This window comes from Acinetobacter sp. NIPH1876, assembly GCF_022808535.1.
GTDB classification, from domain to species: domain Bacteria; phylum Pseudomonadota; class Gammaproteobacteria; order Pseudomonadales; family Moraxellaceae; genus Acinetobacter; species Acinetobacter higginsii.
This window is the reverse complement of the sequence record NZ_JALGBR010000010.1, coordinates 124892-143087: the sequence shown is the minus strand read 5'-3', so window position 1 is coordinate 143087 and position 18196 is coordinate 124892. Positions and strand designations below refer to the sequence as shown.

Annotated in this window: 12 protein-coding genes and 3 tRNA genes; 9 read left to right on the top strand and 6 right to left on the bottom strand. The window is 42.9% G+C overall.

Annotation, left to right across the window (positions count from 1 at the left end; genetic code table 11):
* Positions 1-39: 39 nt before the first annotated feature.
* Positions 40-3021 (top strand): hypothetical protein, encoded by a 2982-nt coding sequence (locus MN869_RS12500; protein ID WP_243307746.1) that lies wholly within the window; start codon positions 40-42, stop codon positions 3019-3021.
* 121 nt (positions 3022-3142) lie between these two features.
* Here the strand turns inward: MN869_RS12500 and MN869_RS12495 are convergent.
* The 3 genes from MN869_RS12495 to MN869_RS12485 form a co-directional block, all read right to left on the bottom strand.
* Positions 3143-3219: transfer RNA gene (locus MN869_RS12495), tRNA-Arg, on the bottom strand.
* A gap of 46 nt (positions 3220-3265) precedes the next feature.
* Positions 3266-3342 (bottom strand) — tRNA-Arg (locus MN869_RS12490).
* A gap of 11 nt (positions 3343-3353) precedes the next feature.
* Positions 3354-3443: transfer RNA gene (locus MN869_RS12485), tRNA-Ser, on the bottom strand.
* Between the two features lie 260 nt (positions 3444-3703).
* On the opposite strand from MN869_RS12485, the gene rnr reads away from it, so the two are divergent.
* The 5 genes from rnr (at position 3704) to MN869_RS12460 (ending at position 9641) form a co-directional block, all read left to right on the top strand.
* Complete coding sequence (rnr, locus tag MN869_RS12480; protein WP_243307744.1) at positions 3704-6139, top strand: ribonuclease R; 2436 nt, start codon at positions 3704-3706, stop codon at positions 6137-6139.
* 87 nt (positions 6140-6226) lie between these two features.
* Positions 6227-6814 (top strand): hypothetical protein, encoded by a 588-nt coding sequence (locus MN869_RS12475; RefSeq protein WP_243307727.1) that lies wholly within the window; start codon positions 6227-6229, stop codon positions 6812-6814.
* A 76-nt stretch (positions 6815-6890) separates the two neighbouring features.
* Complete coding sequence (locus MN869_RS12470; protein WP_243307725.1) at positions 6891-8930, top strand: M3 family metallopeptidase; 2040 nt, start codon at positions 6891-6893, stop codon at positions 8928-8930.
* Between the two features lie 38 nt (positions 8931-8968).
* Positions 8969-9175, top strand: coding sequence for a YheV family putative metal-binding protein (locus MN869_RS12465; protein ID WP_004657752.1), 207 nt, complete (start codon positions 8969-8971; stop codon positions 9173-9175).
* A 10-nt stretch (positions 9176-9185) separates the two neighbouring features.
* Positions 9186-9641 (top strand): hypothetical protein, encoded by a 456-nt coding sequence (locus MN869_RS12460; protein WP_243307723.1) that lies wholly within the window; start codon positions 9186-9188, stop codon positions 9639-9641.
* A gap of 48 nt (positions 9642-9689) precedes the next feature.
* Here the strand turns inward: MN869_RS12460 and MN869_RS12455 are convergent, their stop codons facing one another.
* Positions 9690-10604, bottom strand: coding sequence for an EamA family transporter (locus tag MN869_RS12455; RefSeq protein WP_243307722.1), 915 nt, complete (start codon positions 10602-10604; stop codon positions 9690-9692).
* Positions 10605-10718: 114 nt separating this feature from the next.
* Between MN869_RS12455 and MN869_RS12450 the strand changes: the two genes are divergently transcribed.
* The 3 genes from MN869_RS12450 to MN869_RS12440 all read left to right on the top strand — a co-directional run bounded on the left by MN869_RS12450 (position 10719) and on the right by MN869_RS12440 (position 13109).
* A complete protein-coding gene (locus MN869_RS12450) occupies positions 10719-11498 on the top strand; it encodes a helix-turn-helix transcriptional regulator (RefSeq protein ID WP_243307713.1) in 780 nt (259 codons plus the stop codon).
* Positions 11499-11587: 89 nt separating this feature from the next.
* Positions 11588-12466: a DMT family transporter gene (locus MN869_RS12445; RefSeq protein ID WP_243307712.1), complete on the top strand. Its 879-nt coding sequence runs from the start codon at positions 11588-11590 to the stop codon at positions 12464-12466.
* A gap of 100 nt (positions 12467-12566) precedes the next feature.
* On the top strand, positions 12567-13109 hold the full coding sequence (locus tag MN869_RS12440) for a hypothetical protein (protein WP_243307709.1): 543 nt from the start codon (positions 12567-12569) through the stop codon (positions 13107-13109).
* A gap of 75 nt (positions 13110-13184) precedes the next feature.
* On the opposite strand, the gene MN869_RS12435 is transcribed toward MN869_RS12440, so the two are convergent.
* Both MN869_RS12435 and MN869_RS12430 read right to left on the bottom strand, forming a co-directional pair.
* On the bottom strand, positions 13185-15389 hold the full coding sequence (locus MN869_RS12435; protein WP_171550646.1) for a TRAP transporter large permease subunit: 2205 nt from the start codon (positions 15387-15389) through the stop codon (positions 13185-13187).
* A gap of 501 nt (positions 15390-15890) precedes the next feature.
* Complete coding sequence (locus tag MN869_RS12430) at positions 15891-18101, bottom strand: TRAP transporter large permease subunit (protein WP_243307707.1); 2211 nt, start codon at positions 18099-18101, stop codon at positions 15891-15893.
* Positions 18102-18196: the final 95 nt, after the last annotated feature.

Sequence of the window (18196 nt, the reverse complement as noted above, 5' to 3'; positions counted from 1 at the left end):
TACTCAAAACAACACAACTTTAAAAATATAGGTATCGTTATGCTTTTCAAAAGTCTTTTTTCACCCATTAAAAGTATTACTTCAAGTTTGGTTGATAGTAGTACATCTACATCACACGTTGGCGGTTCAGTTCTTGCTCCTTTATCCCTATCTACAATTACAAATATCGTTTCAACAAATACCGTAACCCATACGGTAAGCAGTATCACAGGCGGAGCAGCCAACAATCCCATAAGTTCAATTACTAGCATTCTGGGGAATGTAACAGGCAGCAGTAGCCCACTTTCAACAGTCACAAGTATTCTAGGGGGTGTTACCGGCGGAGCAAGTGGTAATCCTCTCAGTGCAGTAACAGGCATCCTTGGTGGAATTACAGGCGGAACCGAGAGTGGTCCTCTGGGTACAGTTACAGGAATTATTGGTGGTATTACGGGTGGAACAAATGGTGGTCCACTTGGTGCAGTGACTGGAATCATTGGTGGAATCACGGGTGGAACCGAGGGCGGTCCACTTGGTGCAGTGACTGGAATTATTGGCGGCATTACGGGTGGGTCAAATGGTGGTCCGCTTGGCGCAGTAACAGGCATTCTTGGAGGAATTACAGGTGGTGCTGAGGGCGGCCCTCTCGGTGCTGTAACAGGAATCATTGGCGGTATCACTGGTGGAACTGAGGGCGGCCCCCTTGGTGCAGTGACTGGCATTATTGGTGGGATTACTGGTGGGACTGAAGGTGGTCCTCTCGGCGCTGTAACCGGAATTATTGGCGGCATTACTGGTGGAACTGAGGGCGGCCCCCTTGGTGCAGTGACTGGCATTATTGGTGGCATCACGGGTGGTGACCTAGCGAACAACCCAGTCACAGGTATTGTTCAAGGTGGTATTGATGTCCTTCAAGGGCTTGAGAGTTTAAAAACCGATATCATCAATACAGGAATTAATACTGTTGCAGGCACGGTCATTAGTGCAGTGCACCAATCTGAACACCCAATTGGAGACCTAGCAAATCTGGGTACCCTCACTTTTGAAACTTCTCGCGATACGGTAAACGGTACACTAGAAACCGTCTCCCACCTTGCTGGTGCAGATATTGGCGGGGCAATTGGTTCTGCAACGGGTGTCATAGGTACACTGGTGAATAATGGGTCTACTGCATCAGGTTTGGTTCAACATATTATAGGAGATGCAACCAACATTGGTAGCACAGGCCCATTAGGTTCTATCACTGGCATCATCGGTGGCATTACTGGCGGTATCGGCGGTGGTGAAGGTGGCCCTCTTGGCGCAATCACTGGCATTATCGGTGGCATCACTGGCGGTATCGGCGGTGGTGAAGGTGGCCCTCTTGGCGCAATCACTGGCATCATCGGTGGCATTACTGGTGGTGACTTGGGTAATAACCCTGTCACAGGAGTCATCCAAACAGGTATCGATGTCCTTCAAGGTGTTGAAAGCCTGAAAACAGATATTATCAACACAAGTATTACTACGGTAGGAGGTGCAATCAGTGGTGTCCTTCCGGGTGTTCATCCAGTTACCGATCTCACCAATTTAGGTACCCTCACCTTTGAAACTTCACGCGATACAGTAAACGGTACATTGGAAGCAATTTCTGATTTAGCAGGTGCGGATATTGGTGGTGCTGCGGGTTCGCTCACAGGTGTTGTCGGCACATTGATTAATAATGGTTCAACGGCTTCTGGTCTGGTTCAGCATATTGCAGGTGATCTCACTGATGTTGGTGGCATCATCGGCGGTGTAACTGGTGGTATCGGTGGTGGCGAAGGTGGTCCTTTAGGTGCAATCACTGGCATCATCGGTGGCATTACTGGCGGTATCGGCGGTGGTGAAGGTGGCCCTCTTGGCGCAATCACTGGCATTATCGGTGGCATCACTGGTGGTATCGGCGGTGGTGAAGGCGGCCCTCTTGGTGCGATCACTGGCATTATCGGTGGGATTACTGGTGGTGACTTGGGTAATAACCCTGTCACAGGTGTGATCCAAACAGGTATCGATGTGCTTCAAGGTGTTGAAAGCCTGAAAACAGATATTATCAATACAGGTATTACTACGGTAGGCGGTGCAATCAGTGGTGTCCTTCCGGGTGTTCATCCAGTTACCGATCTCACCAATTTAGGTACCCTCACCTTTGAAACTTCACGCGATACGGTAAACGGTACATTAGAAGCAATTTCTGATTTAGCAGGTGCGGATATCGGTGGCGCTGCGGGTTCGCTCACAGGTGTTGTCGGCACATTGATTAATAATGGTTCAACGGCTTCTGGTCTGGTTCAGCATATTGCTGGTGACCTCACTGATGTCGGTGGCCTCATCGGCGGTGTAACTGGTGGTATCGGTGGTGGCGAAGGTGGTCCTTTAGGTGCAATCACTGGCATCATCGGTGGCATTACTGGTGGTATTGGCGGTGGTGAAGGCGGCCCTCTTGGCTCAATCTCCGACATCCTTGGTGGGATTACTGGCGGAATCGGTGGCGGTGAAGGTGGTCCTCTTGGCGCAATCACTGGCATCATCGGTGGGATTACTGGCGGTATCGGCGGTGGTGATGGCGGTCCTTTAGGCTCAATCTCTGACATCCTTGGTGGTATTACTGGCGGAATCGGTGGCGGTGAAGGTGGTCTAAGTGTGATTACAGATATTCTTGGAACCATTAATAATGGTGCAAATAGCGGAGACGTTATCGCAGGAATTGCTCAACCGATTCAAACGGTCATTAGCAATGGCAACATTGCAGTCGACACATTACAAGATCATGTCAGTACCCTATTCAGCGATGGTTCATTAGAGAGTCTCAATAATCTAATTAGCGTCAGTGTTGGAAATGGGGATTACAGTCTTCATGGCAGTATAGACGGAATTTTAGATGCATTGACTGGAACCGTCACTTCTGGCATCGCTGTAGGCGAACCAAATCCAAATAGTGGTTCTTTAACAGATCTTGTATCTCTTCCATCTCCACTCAGCAGTCTTACAGATCACCTATTCAGTTCAGTGAATCACTTCTAAATTAGATCAATCCAAAAAGCCGCTAATCTCAGCGGCTTTTTTTTATTTATTATTTAATTAATATTCAATCAAAAAACTCAGGCACAAAAAAACCGCAATTAAGCGGTTTCTTCTATTAAGTTGGTGCGCTCAGAGAGATTCGAACTCCCGACCCCTTAGTTCGTAGCCAAGTGCTCTATCCAGCTGAGCTATGAGCGCATTACTTATGTGCCTATTCAGGCGTGTGTTACATTAAATCTTTACTTGGTGCGCTCAGAGAGATTCGAACTCCCGACCCCTTAGTTCGTAGCCAAGTGCTCTATCCAGCTGAGCTATGAGCGCTTTAAGTAAAGTGGCGGTGAGAGAGGGATTCGAACCCTCGGTACAGTTACCCGTACGCATCCTTAGCAGGGATGTGGTTTCAGCCACTCACCCATCTCACCGTAACACGAGCGCAATAATACAAACTAAAACCACATTACACAAGGGATGTTCCTGTTTTTTTCTACTTTTTAAGTTCAATCAAATGTTTTTTAATCAATTTCCACATTTTTTCAGCATTTTTTGGTTCAACGCTTGTTAATATAGTGTTCTCTCCTTTATTCAGATCGGAGCAATAAACAGAATCTTGCAATCTTTGACGTGCAGTTAGAGTTTGAATGACTTATGCTAAACCGATCTGCCAGATGTGAATTGAAACGATATGACTAAAAATTGGGCCGATCCCGAAGCAAAAGCAGAAGCGCAACGTTACGATAATCCTATTCCTAGCCGAACTCTTATTCTAACTACACTAGAACAATTACAAACTGCACAGTCCCATGCAGAGCTGGTTGACCACTTTAATATCCCCGATCAAAAAAGCATTGATGCCTTGAATCACCGTTTAAGCGCCATGGTTCGTGATGGGCAACTTATGAAGGATGGTTTTAAATACCAACCTGCAACCGATCTGCCAACTCATGAAGCAACGGTCTATATCAATAGTAAAGGTCTAGGTACTGCCAATATTGCAGGTCAGGACGATATCCTTTTACCTGAACGTGAACTTCGCCTAGTGTTTAATGGCGACCGCGTTAAAGTGCGTCAGACCTCAGTTGATCGTAAAGGTAAGCCTTGGGGCTTTATTAGTGAAGTGGTACAACACCGCGTTAAACAAATTATTGGTAAGTTGTCTGAACATGAAGGTGAATACTTCATTCAACCAGGGAATCCAAACCAGCATCAACCCATTACTTTAGAAAAAGAATTGATTGAGCATGCCAATGCTAAAGTTGGGGATATGCTCCGTGTTGCAATTGATGACTATCCAACACGCGAAGAACTGGCGACAGGTCATATCGTGCAATCGATGGCAGACAAAGCCGATACCGAGATTATTATTCCGCAAACCATCTTAGAGTTTGGTTTGCCATATGAGTTCCCTGATGCTGTCATTAATGAAGCTGAAAGTTTTAAAGAACCTTCAGCAAAAGATCTGAAAGGACGTGTTGATTTACGTGATTTGCCATTGGTCACCATTGATGGTGAAGATGCTCGAGATTTTGACGATGCAGTCTTTGCAGAGAAACGTGCAGGCGGTGGTTATCGTGTTGTCGTTGCGATTGCCGATGTTAGTCATTATGTCCGTTTAGACTCTGCATTAAATGAAGAAGCAGAAGAACGTGGTACATCGGTTTATTTCCCGCACTTTGTATTGCCTATGCTTCCAGAAGCGCTATCAAATGGCTTGTGTTCTTTAAATCCGCATGTTGACCGTTTATGTATGGTCTGTGATTTAAAACTGTCTCGTGCAGGTAAAGTCACAGGTTATGAGTTCTACCCTGCGGTGATGCATTCCAAAGCTCGTCTGACTTATACCCAAGTTGGGCAGTATTTTGAGGGGGCAACCAATGCGATCCCTGAAGATAAGAGCATTCACAAGTCACTCAATACACTCTTCCAGCTTTATCAAACACTAAAAGGCTTACGCGCTGAACGTCATGCAATGGAATTTGAAACCATTGAAACCTATATGACTTTTGACGAGTTAGGTGGGATCAAAGAAATCTTGCCACGTAGTCGTAACGATGCACATAAACTGATTGAAGAATGTATGCTGCTGGCCAACGTTGCTGCAGCAGAATATGCTTTAGAACATGATATTCCGATGTTATATCGTGTGCACGAAGCACCAGAGTTTTCACGTATTCAGAAAGTGCGTGACTTTGTGAAATTGCTTGGTCTACCATTCCCTGAACAGCCAACTCAAGCAGATTATCAAGCCGTCATTGAAGCAACCAAAGATCGTTTAGATGCACCAAGTATTCATGCGGTGTTGTTACGTTCGATGATGCAAGCCTACTATGGTGCGAAGAATGCAGGCCACTACGGTCTTGCTTATGAAGCCTATACCCACTTCACGTCACCGATTCGTCGTTATCCTGACTTATTATTACACCGTGCGATCAAAGCGTATTTAGACAAAAAAGTGTATCCACTGTCAGGTGCCGCTTTAGATGATGCGGGTGAACATTTCTCCAAGACAGAACGTCGTGCTGATGAAGCATCACGTAGTGTTACCATGTGGTTGAAATGCCACTATATGCAACAGCATATCGGTGATGAATTTGTCGGGGTGATCAGTGCTGTCACTGAATTTGGTCTATTTGTCACACTCAAAGATTTATATGTCGATGGCATGATCCATGTCAGTCAGCTCGGTGAAGACTTCTTCCTTTATGATCAAGCCAGCCAAAGTTTGATTGGTCAAAACCGTGGACAGTCATTCAGTCTTGGTGATGAAGTGAAGATCCAAGTGGCAGGTGTCAACTTGGAAGAACGTAAAATTGACTTCCAACTGGTACAACAGCTGACACATTTGGGTCGTGTAATTCGTCAGAAAGCACCACGTACTGCGAATCCTTCTAGCTCGAAGCGTGCTTCAACAACTGAAGAAGTATTTGGCAAACAGCCATCGACAACTTCTAAAGTCAGTGAAGATGGTGAAAAGCCTGTGCGTAAGAAAAAGGACAAAAATAGTCCAAGTTCTTATACCAAGAAGCCAAGTAAAAAATCTTCTGCTAAACCTGATAGCAAAGAGAAGGCGAAGAAAAAAGTGAAAAAGAAAAAGTCGAATGCGAAAACAAAGGCTGAGTAATAGATAAAAAACAAGGGAGCTTCGGCTCTCTTATTTTTTGTTATATAATGAATAGATAGACAATTTCTAAATATAAATAAAATCCGAATGACTCACTACCGTATCACAAAATATTATTATCACCATTACTTTTCTATTCTCTTTTTCTTTCTCACAATCGGTGCAGCTATTTCTGTATTTTGGAGTAATTTTTCACCTCGCTATACGGTAAAAATTGCCGCCTTGATCTTTGCTGGTTTTCTCTATGTCTTACTCCTTATTTATTTTCTCTATTTGAAAAAGAGACAGGAATGGGTGATCCCTAGACAATGGGAGCGTGTACAAAAACAACCTAAGCGTCATGTTTTAATTATTTTCCCTTTATTTATTATTCCCATACTCTGGCTCAACTTGGCATGTACGCTTCCAATGATCTGGACATATACACTAGGAAAACCTCAAATCATAGAAATATCAGCACAAGCCGTAAAAAGGCGCTCTAAAAATACCGAGCTTTATTCTTTTCAAACAATATATTCAGGGATCCCTATTTTCAGAATTACATCAAAACAATATGCAATATATAGGGATCATCAACTCAAGTTAAAACTATCTACCCGTCACAGCACATTCGGTACATATGTACTGTCGATTGATGAAATTCAGATCACAACGCAAAACCCAATGAATAAATAATCAATCAACCTTGATTTCTCACCTCCGAAGCCCTACATCTATAACTATGTTTAAAGATGAATATGGCAAAAATACAATGACACTCCAGCAAGCGACACTTCCCGTTCCTCAATTTGATCAAATTCAACTTGCCGATTTAAAACAACAGATTGAACAGACCATCAAAAACGGTCAAAACTTCTTAAATCAACTCAATGAAGTTCCGCAAGGCCCTGAAGCCCAACTGGCAACCTTGGCAGAAGTCGATCAACTTGAAAATAACATGAGTGAATCGTGGGGGATTTTGTCACATCTCAATGCCGTGATGAACAATACGGAAACCCGTGAAGTCTACCAAGCCCTGTTACCGAGTCTAAGTGAATACTATACACAACTAGGTCAACATACGGCACTGTATCAGACCTATCAACAGATTCATGACAGTGCAGCGTTTCAAACGCTGAGCGAAGCGCAACAAAGTGCTATTAAACTCGCGCTACGTGATTTTAAACTGTCAGGTGTTGCACTCCAAGGCGAAGCCAAAAAGCGTTATGCTGAAATCTCGGCACGTTTATCACAACTGTCTTCAGACTTTTCAAACCATGTACTCGATGCAACCCAAGCCTATTTCAAGCCTTTGACCGAAGCACAACTCAAAGGCCTACCGCAAAGCAGTGTTGAATTATTAAAACAATATGGGCAACAACGTGAGCTTGAACAAGCTGTTGCCACACTCGACTTCCCTGCTTATTTTGCGATTATGACCTATGCCGATGAGCGTGAATTAAGAGAAGAGTTGTATAAGGCCTATGTCACCCGTGCCTCAGAACAATCCGACCAAACAGAATTTGACAATACCCCTGTGATGGAGGAAATTCTGAGCTTGCGTCAAGAAATGGCGCAACTACTTGGCTTTAATAACTTTGCTGAATATTCTCTTGCCAGCAAAATGGCACCTGATGTCGAAACCGTAGATAAATTCTTGGTTGATCTGGCAGAACATGCCCGTACGCCAGCACTTGCTGAAATTGCAGAACTCAAAGAGATTGCACAACAAGATGGTATTACAGACTTAAAACCTTGGGATGCAACCTACTATTCTGAAAAGTTGAAACAGCAACAGTTCAATCTTTCTCAAGAAGCGCTTAAACCGTATTTCCCTGCACCCAAAGTGGTACAAGGTTTATTCCAGATCGTGCAACGCCTTTACGGGATCCAGATCGTTGAGCGCCAAGCCCCTGTCTGGCAAAATGATGTACGTTATTTCGAAATTGAAGATCAAGGCCAAGTGGTCGGCGGTTTCTACTTTGATTTATATGCACGAAATGGCAAACGTGGTGGTGCATGGATGAGCGGTTTCCGTTCACGTGTACAAACAGTTAATGGTCTACAAAAACCAATTTGCTACATGGTCTGTAACTTCACCCCACCGATTGGCGATCAACCTGCGCTACTGACTCATGATGAAGTGATTACTTTGTTCCATGAGTTTGGTCATGGCTTACATCATATGCTCACCGAAGTAGATAACATCTCGGTTGCAGGGACACACGGCGTGGCGTGGGATGCAGTGGAATTACCAAGTCAATTTATGGAATTCTGGGCATGGGACAATGAAAGTCTAGATGTACTCAGCGAGCACACTGAAACCAAACAAACCTTACCGCAAGAATTGCTATCTGCGTTGTTGAATGCTCGTTTCTTCCAGTCGGGTATGCAAACCTTGCGTCAGATTGAATTTGCTTTATTTGACCTGAGTATTCACCGCCAAGCACCAGCCTTAAACAGTCAGCAAATTCAAGCCACACTGGATGATATTCGCGCTAAATTTGCCGTGGTTCCAGCTGTACCGTATAACCGTTTCCAACATAGCTTTAGCCACATTTTTGCAGGCGGTTATGCGGCAGGCTACTACTCTTATAAATGGGCAGAAGTTTTGGCCAGTGATGCATTTGACCGTTTCGAAAGCGAAGGTGTTTTTAACACCGAGACCGGAAAAGAGTTTAGAAAGTTTATTCTAGCAGTTGGCGGAAAAGATACAGCGCTTGATGCGTTTCGCAATTTCCGAAAAAGAGAACCAAAAATAGATGCATTATTACGTCATCAAGGTTGGACGAACACTGATAAAACCGCTTAAACTACGTCATTATTGTTCACAGGGTGTAATTAACTGACATGAAAAGACAGTTCATCGCGGGCGCAAAATGCCCAAAATGTGGGGCCTTAGATCGTGTGGTTAAGATCATCACTGTGGATGACGAGTGGATTGAATGTATCGAATGTGCTTATAGCGAAAAACGCCCAACCCATGTGGAACAGGCACAACCCGCTGAGCCAGATGAAATCGGGGTGATACAATTCAAACCTCGTCATTTTGACTAGAAGGTTAAAAGTGATGTCCACATACCAAACAGAAAATTCCAAATTATTATGGATGATAATTGGTGGAATTAGTATTGTCGTGGTGCTGTTCCTTGCTGTGCAATGGTTCTTAGCTCAAAAAGATCAGCAAGCCACAACCTCCGCACCGACTCAGTCTGTTGCTGAAAAAAGCGTTACCCCAGCACCAACTGAAGCCGCAGCTACAGCTGAAGAAGTAACGACGGCGAGCAGTGATGTCGCTGCGCCGATCCAATTGGTTGAAGAGTCGATTGTGAAAGCACCTCTGCCTGCAAATGATAGCTTGGCTAAAGAAGAAATTGCTAAACTGGATGATATTCACCAACAACTGCAAGACCAGCAACATGATTTGAAACAGCAAAATAGCGATGTAGATACTTTACTGAAGCTGAAAGAAGATCAAATCAAACTTTTAGAAGCCCAGGTTGCGGCTCAAAACCACTCTTAAAATAAAAAAGCTTTAACCCCCGTTAAAGCTTTTTTCTTAACTGTATTTTTAATCTAAAATGTGTTTGGAGGCTGATTTAAATTGAATCGGTTTCTGAATGGTTTGCGCAATCAAAATCCCCAGCAAGGTTAAGCCACCACCTATATAGTGGAACAACTGCAAATGCTCGCCCAGCAAAGCCACCGCAATCAGCGCAGTAAATAAGGGCAATAGATTCATAAAGATACTATTTCGATTCGGTCCTAAATGTCTCACCCCCTCTATCCATAAATACGACAACAATACTGAAGAAAAAATACTGGCGTAAACGATCAGTGGAATGGTCTGTTGATTCAGTTGCATCTGCGAAGCAGGCAAAAATATGAAAAACGGCAATACATAAACAATGGCAAAACTGGATTGCACAAAATTCGATTGCCACGCAGGAATCGGCATTTTCCAACGTTTCAGTAACACACCATATAAGGCATAACCTGCCGCAGCAATGAGCATCAAACCATCACCCAAATGTACGCCTTGCTTCCAGATATCGGTAATTGAACCATGACTTAACAAATACAAAATGCCATAAAAAGATAGAGCGCCTCCGAACAACATGCCATAACTCAACCGATCTTTCAGCATCACACTACTTAAGATCATCGTGAGTAAAGGAATCAAGGCGGTAACAATCGCCATATTGGTGGCTGTGGTGGTGGATGCTGCCTGATAAGACAAGAACTGGAATAGAGATACAGACAGAAAACCACCCAATGCCAATTGTTTCCAATACTGCTTGATCGTGTGTCGATTGTTCCAAACAGGAATCAACACAAAGGTACTCATCACGGCGAGCGCCAACACCAGACGATAAAAAGTAATGGCGACAGGAGAAATGGCATGGCTGGCCATTTTAGAGACCACCACATTGCCCGCCCAGAACAAAATGGCAAATAACGGATAAAAATAAGCTTTCTGAAACATGTGCTAGACCTATACATTGCGGTATTGATCATGCTAAAAAATAATCAATTTATAGTTTCTCGATAATAAGACGATTACTATCGAAAAATAGACAATTTATCTGGGGTACTTACGATGGGAAAGAACTTTGAGCATGGGTATTTAGATTATCCAGTCTATGCCTTTTCCGAAAACTACCCACATGGACATATTGAAGATTGGCATAGCCACGATCGAATCCAATTGATTCATACCCTATCAGGCGTGATTCGAGTACAAACCCATGAAGGCATCTGGATTACCCCGCCTGGACGTGGCGTGTGGATTCCTGCGCATAAACCACATGCCTTACTCAGCAGCGGTGATGTCAAAGCCCGAGGGATTTTTATAGAAACCTCAGCACAAACCTATCTCAATTCAGAATGCCGTGTTGTTGCCATTCCTGCTTTATTACGGGAGCTGATGAGTAGTGCGATGCAGATCGAAACAGCAATCCAGCCGAATAGTCGTGATGAAAGACTGTTGCAGTTAATCTTAGACGAAGTTCGGGTATTACCAGCCCTTGCCTTTAATTTGCCAGATCCTCAGAACCCACGCCTGCAACAGCTCTGTCAGCAAATCAAGGACAATCTCAGCTTTAACTGGAATCTGGAAGATACAGCTGAACAACTGCATATCAGTAGTAAAACACTAGCACGACATTTCCAAAAAGAAACTGGACTGCATTTTTCTCATTGGGTACGTCAAGCCAAGCTGATGCAAGCCATGATTGATTTGTCCCTAAACAAACCAGTTTTAAATGTTGCCTTAGATTTGGGTTATGACAGTCCAAGCGCCTTTAGTGCGATGTTTAAGCGTGAAACCAGCATGACACCAAGTGATTATCTGAAACAGTTTTCTGAAACAGCTGTCTAAGCAATGAGATGATATTAAGCTGAAAATCTCATTCCTTTCACCTCAGCAGCAGCATAAAATAAGCACAATCTCCCAATACCCGAATCGCTATGGATGCTCAACCCACCAATCGCAACCTGATGATGGCGATTGGTTGCCTTACTCTTTCTGCGCTGCTTTTTTCTGTGATGGGCATTTGTATTCGTTACGCTTCACATACTGTAGATAACTACACCATTGTGTTTTTCCGTAATGTGGTGGGGCTGATCCTGTTTTTACCTTTTATCTTCAAGCAAGGAACCCGCTTTGTAAAAACAGAAAAACTGTGGATGCATACGTGGCGTAGTATTGTTGGGCTTGCTGCCATGTATGGTTTTTTCTATGCCATTGCACATTTAAAACTCTCCAATGCGATGGTCTTTACCTATTCTTCCCCGATTTTTATTCCATTGATTGCTTGGCTATTTCTCAAAGAAAAAATCACCACAGCAATGCTCTGTGCTGCGGGCTTGGGTTTTATTGGGGTGTTCTGTGTCGCCAAGCCTGATCAAGGCTTGTTAAACTGGATTTCTATTATCGGGATCAGTTCAAGTTTGTTGGCATCAATGGCCTTTGTTACCGTTCGAGCCCTAACACAGACCGAACCACCTGAACGCATCGTGTTTTATTTCTGCTTTATTGGTTCTTTATTGTCTGTCATTCCGATGTTTTGGGTATGGCGACCTTATCATTTACAGGAATTACTGTTTTTGATTGGCGCGGGCATACTCGCCAATGTCAGCCAGATTTTTATGTCACACGCCTATCGTCTTGCCCCTGCTGGGCAGATTGCACCCGTCAATTATATTGCGATTATCTTCGCAGGGATTTGGGGCTTTTTATTGTGGAATGAAGTGCCTGATTTATATAGTGTGATTGGTTTTGGCATTATTCTCTCAGCGATTTTGTTATGTAGCCCCCTAACACAAAGAAGAAGATTATTTAAATAACCAATTATTTTTATTCAAAAATTTTCAATTGAAATAGGCTCTATTATTTTATGAGACCTTTTGATAAATTGTGCGACTTTATAACAATTGGAAATATCTCATGAAAAAAATATTTTTAACTTCATTAATCGGGATAGTTTTACTTGCTTCTGGCTGTTCTACCACAATGCCTATTAATTATATTGCCTCCCCCTCTATTCGAGGACAAGGTGATATCGGTGTTGGTGTATTCAAATATATCCCCGCTGAAAAAGGTTTAGTTAAACAAAATGAGTTTCAAAAACCAGCAGCAGCGATTGGTAGCATGTACATGTCTGATAAAGCAGATGTATTATTAAAATCATCTTTAACTAAAGAATTAATTGCCTCAGGATTTAACCCAAACCAAGATGCAGATCTCAAAATCTCCGGAGATGTTCAAAAATTTGAATATAATTGGATTGGCTTTGTAGAAGTCGATTTCTATTTAGACGTCGATTACTTAGTCACCAAAGGTGGAAAAACGATTTATAAGAACACTATCAAAACACATAAAGCTGCTCCAAAAACAGCAGGAGGAACAGACTCTGAGGCTGTACGCTCAGCGATTTCTTCAAATATTGGAGAACTATTACAAGCTTTAAGAGATCAGAAAATTATCTAAAATAGCTTTTCAAATAATTTTTCTTAAATCCTATTCATAAAAAAGCACCCGAAGGTGCTTTTTTATTTTCAACTGTTAATGTTTATACCAACCAAACATCTGGAAGATATACGGCGCATACGTCACCAACACCAACGATGAGAACAAGACGATAATCGGCAATAACCAACGCTCATAGCGGAAGTAGAAACTGGTGTATTTCTCTTTCGCTTCCTTATCGGCGGCCGAGACCTCTTCATCCCCGACGGAGAGTCGCGTCAGTAAGTGGTTCAAGGCAACAGGCGGCGTTACATAACCAAATTCAAATGCCACCAATACAATCATCCAGAAGTGAATTGGATGGATGCCATTCTCGTAAGCAACAGGTGCAACAGTTGCAGCAACCAGAATCACCGCACCGAATGGATCGGTCGTCATACCAATAATCGCAAGTAACAGTGCAATAAAGGCAAGTGAAATATAAATATTACCCAAGTGTGTTGGTAATAATTCAACCACTTCTGCACGTTCGATTAAGCCACCAACACTTGCAGACAATGCCATTAATAGAATTAATGCACCAATATGTCCGACCGTTTCTGAGGTTGCAAAACGTAATGCTCCACCAAAACCAAAGCTCTTGCTCCCGTGTGGATCATGTGATTTCAAGAATTCTGATTTCTTTTCATGCTCACGAACCAAAGCTTCATGCTTCGCATCCACCACTGGTGCAGGTGCAAGTTTTGAGGCAAATAACTTGTCAAACAAGATCATTGCAATCAATACCAACGGTAAAATCATTGGCGCAGTAAATTCATTGATTGACGTATCTAAAGCAAGCTTATAGAACATCACCACAGCAAAACCAATGATGATATACGGGATCACAGGCACACAGGCACGTAACATCCCTGGCACAGCGATTTTAGGTGAGTTCACACGGAACTTTTCCTCTGCAAGAATCAGAGAAACACCCAAGAAGATAAATGCTGTTAACCAGAAGACATAGATACCGTGATCAAATAATTCAGTCGATGTCACATGACGGCTGTCCAGCATCGAGATCAGGATTACAAGTAAACATGGACGAATCACCACACCCAAAGAACCAGACATTGCTGATACGGCTAAGGCATATTGACGACGTGCACCTGAGTTCCAGACTTCTTTATAGATGATCGCACCCGCTGCAATAACGAAAATCCCCGAAGCACCTGTATATGCTGTTGGAATCGCTGCTGCAATCAAGATTAGCCAAGTCAAGGTTTCTGGCGCCAAGTTCCACGGACGTAAGATATTTAAGAATAAATCCATCACGCGTGTTTGGGTCAGTAACATACCCGCCCAAATGAACAATGCCAGATTTAAGAAAATACCTGAGAACTCAACCAAGATACCTAAGTAGATCCCTTGCCCCATTGGATAATCCATGAAGAAGGTAAATACAATCCCTGTCACCAAAGACATAAACGCATACAGAGGAACACTCAGTAGCGCCAAACCAAAGTTACCCTTCGGCTGTGCTGTCTTCGGAATAAAGATGAATTGGAAAATACTGATAATGGTCAGTGACACAAATAGTGCAATCCACAACCAATACAAAACTGCCGTTTTTCCAGCAACTTCAACACCTGAATTCAATACTGAATGGTATTGGCTAATCACGGAATAACTGAGTAAAGCATTACCAGCAACCATCAACGCCGAATAGACACGGAAGTCGATTTTAGTTTTTGGTGCACGTAAACCAATGTGGTGATAACGTAAAGATGCTGTAATTGAAGCAAACAACACCATGATTAATAAAATAACAGTTTGGTTTTCAGAACCTAATTTAAAGATCCCGAAGAAAGTGGTTTCAACTTTACGATAAGTACGAATACTTGGATGGTTTTCCAAGTGCTTCATTGCTTTATCATAGAATTGGTATTTTTCTTCACACTGCTGCTGTGCGGCTAATAAAGACGCACGAACATCAGCTTCAGAAGCCGCACCAAACATACTTGCAAATTCATCGGCAGCATTGGCTTTCATCTGCTCTTGAACTTGTGCATCAATGTTTGGATGTCGATCACAAGATGGTTTTTCAGGTTCCGCACGTAAAAACGAATATTGCATCCCTGTTGTTTGATCACCGTAAAGACGCTCCCCCATACGAAGCATCTGACCGTGAATCATTTCGCCTGTACCAATAAGCAACGTCATTAGCAACAAAGCAAGAATAATGAAGGTTGATATCCAGTCATTCCAGATATAGCCTAACCGGGCTAATCCAGTCTTATTCTCTTGATCATTTTGCATGTCTATTCCAATTTATTGTTATCAACATCCATCCAAAGATGTTGAATCATGCGCTGTCCTTGGTTGATAGATAAATGAATTTACCCTTTGAATCACCAATCCCTTTTAAACCGCTTAAATTTGCAGCAAACTTTTATAAAAAAGAATGACTGCAATCACTTTTTTGTTGGTTGTTTTTATCAATTTATGTGTTCTCTCGAGCGCTCTCCATTTTTATCACTATGTTGATTACAAATTTCGCGCCCCAAATTGCCTTTTTACAGCTGCCCTCTAGAAAGATAAATCCGATCTTAAAGCAGGCTACTCCATCTTTTCCGTCTATTTATAGCATAACTGGTTCGATCTCAAAATGTTATTTTAATCACATAATAATCAATGCTAGTCTAAATTCACCTATCGTTATTGGTTCGCTCGATATTCACCACGATAACCAGAGTTCAATAGCATTTACTTCTGCAGAAAATAAGCACCCTAAGGTGCTTATTTTTTCTTTAAGCTACGCTAGCTATACCAGCCAAATAACTTGAAGCTATAAGGGACATAGGCAATAATCAGAATTGCAGGCACCATCACCAGTAACGGTAAAATCCAGCGCTCATAGCGATAGAAAAAGGACAGATGACGAACTTCCGCATCCGCTTCCGCTACTTCTGCATCACCAATCGACTGTCTCGCCAATAAATGATTCAGTGCAACAGGTGGCGTGACATAACCCAATTCAAAACCAATCAATGCAATCATCCAGAAATGCACAGGATCAATGCCATACTGATAGGCCACTGGCGCAACGGTTGCAGTAATAAGAATAACCGCCCCAAATGGGTCCATAATCATGCCCACAAAAATCATCAACAGCACGATCAGCGTGATCACCACATAGGTGCTGTTAATGTCTTGCGGGAACGTTTCCATGATATGAATCTGTTCAAGGAAGCCACCAACACTCACCGAAAGTGCCATCAAGATCACCAAAGCACCAATATGCCCAACCGTCTCACTGGTGGATGCATGTAATGCTTTACCGAAAGAAACACGGCGCACAGGGTTCCGTGGATCATCTGCAGGGTTAATTGGCGCAGCAGGTTGAGAACCATCCGCAGGAATGGTGTAACTGTTCAAAGTGCTATCCCAATGCCCGACTGGTGCTAATGGTGCAGGTTCTTTGCGCAATTTATCAAAGAGCACCATCAGCAATAAAATCACCGGCATCATTACAGGTGCAGTAAATTCATTGAGATCTGTGTCCAAAGCATGCTTATAGAACAACCAGATCAAAATGAAAATCACGATATAAGGTGATACAGGCACAAATGCACGTAACGACTTTGGCAAGGCAACTTTAAATGGTGCAATTCTAAATTTCTGTTCGGCAAAAAACAGCGCGATTACCAAGAATAAAGTTGAGGTTAATAAGAAGGTATACATACCATATTTATACAGCAGGTCTGTGGTGACTTCTTTATTCAAAGATGCCACAACCACGATCAATAGACATGGACGAAGCACCACTCCAAGCGAGCCAGAAAGTGCGGTTGCAGCCAAAGCAAATTGGCGACGCCCACCTGCATTCCAGACCTCTTTATAAATAATTGCACCTGCTGCAATAACGAAAATACCTGAAGCGCCGGTGTAGGCCGTCGGCAAAGCTGCAGCAATTAAGATTAACCAGGTTAATGTTTCAGGCGCGAGATTCCACGGACGCAAGATATTCAGGAATAAATCGACAATACGCGTCTGTTTTAATAGCATCCCCGCCCAAATAAACAGGGCCAGATTTAAGAAAATACTCGAGAACTCGACCAACTGCCCTAAGTAAATCCCTTGCCCCATTGGATAGGCCATGAAGAAGCTAAAGGCAACCCCTGTAATAATCGCCATATAGGCATAGAGAGGCACACTGAGGAAAGCTAAACCAACACTTCCCCCTTCTCGGGTTGGCGTAGGTGACTTAATCAACTGATACAGACTGATCAAGGTCAGTACCGCAAATAAAATCATCCACAACCAATAAATCAGCGTCATTTCTGGGCTAATCGGAACACCAGAATTCATCACAGATCGATATTGACTCATCACCGATGAGGTCAATAAACCATTTCCAATGAGCATCGCAATGCTATAGATACGGAAATCAATTTTCGTTGCTGGGCTGCGCAAACCGATATGATGGGTCTTTAATGTGGCACTGATGGCCGCAAATACCACCATAATGACCAGAAATAAAGCACGGTTTTCTGTACCAAATTTAAAGATGCCAAAGAAACTAGTTTCAATCTGACGATAGGTTCGCACACTCGGATGTGCCTCGATATGCGTCATTGCCTTATCATAAAATTGATATTTTTCATCACATTGTTGCTGTGCCGCCATCAATGAGGCGCGTACATCTGACTCTGAAGCCACACCAAACATACTGGCAAATTCGTCAGCAGCATTGATCCGCATCTGTTCCTGAACTTGCGCATCAATATTTGGGTTTCGGTCACAGGTGGGTTTTTCTGGTTCAGCACGCAAAAATGAATACTGCATTCCAATTGCAGGATCACCATATAGTCGCTCCCCCATTCGTAATAATTGGCCGTGGATCATTTCTCCAGTACCAATAATCAATGTCATGAGTAATAAGCAAAGGATAACAAAGGTTGATATCCACTCGGTCCAAATATAACTCAGTAGACCTAATCCAGATTTTTTCTGTTGATCATGTTGCATATCTATTCCAGTTTATTGTGATCAACATCCCTCCGAAGATGCTGAATTTTCAATGTACATGGTTGATAGAGAACACATTTATTCTCACTATAACC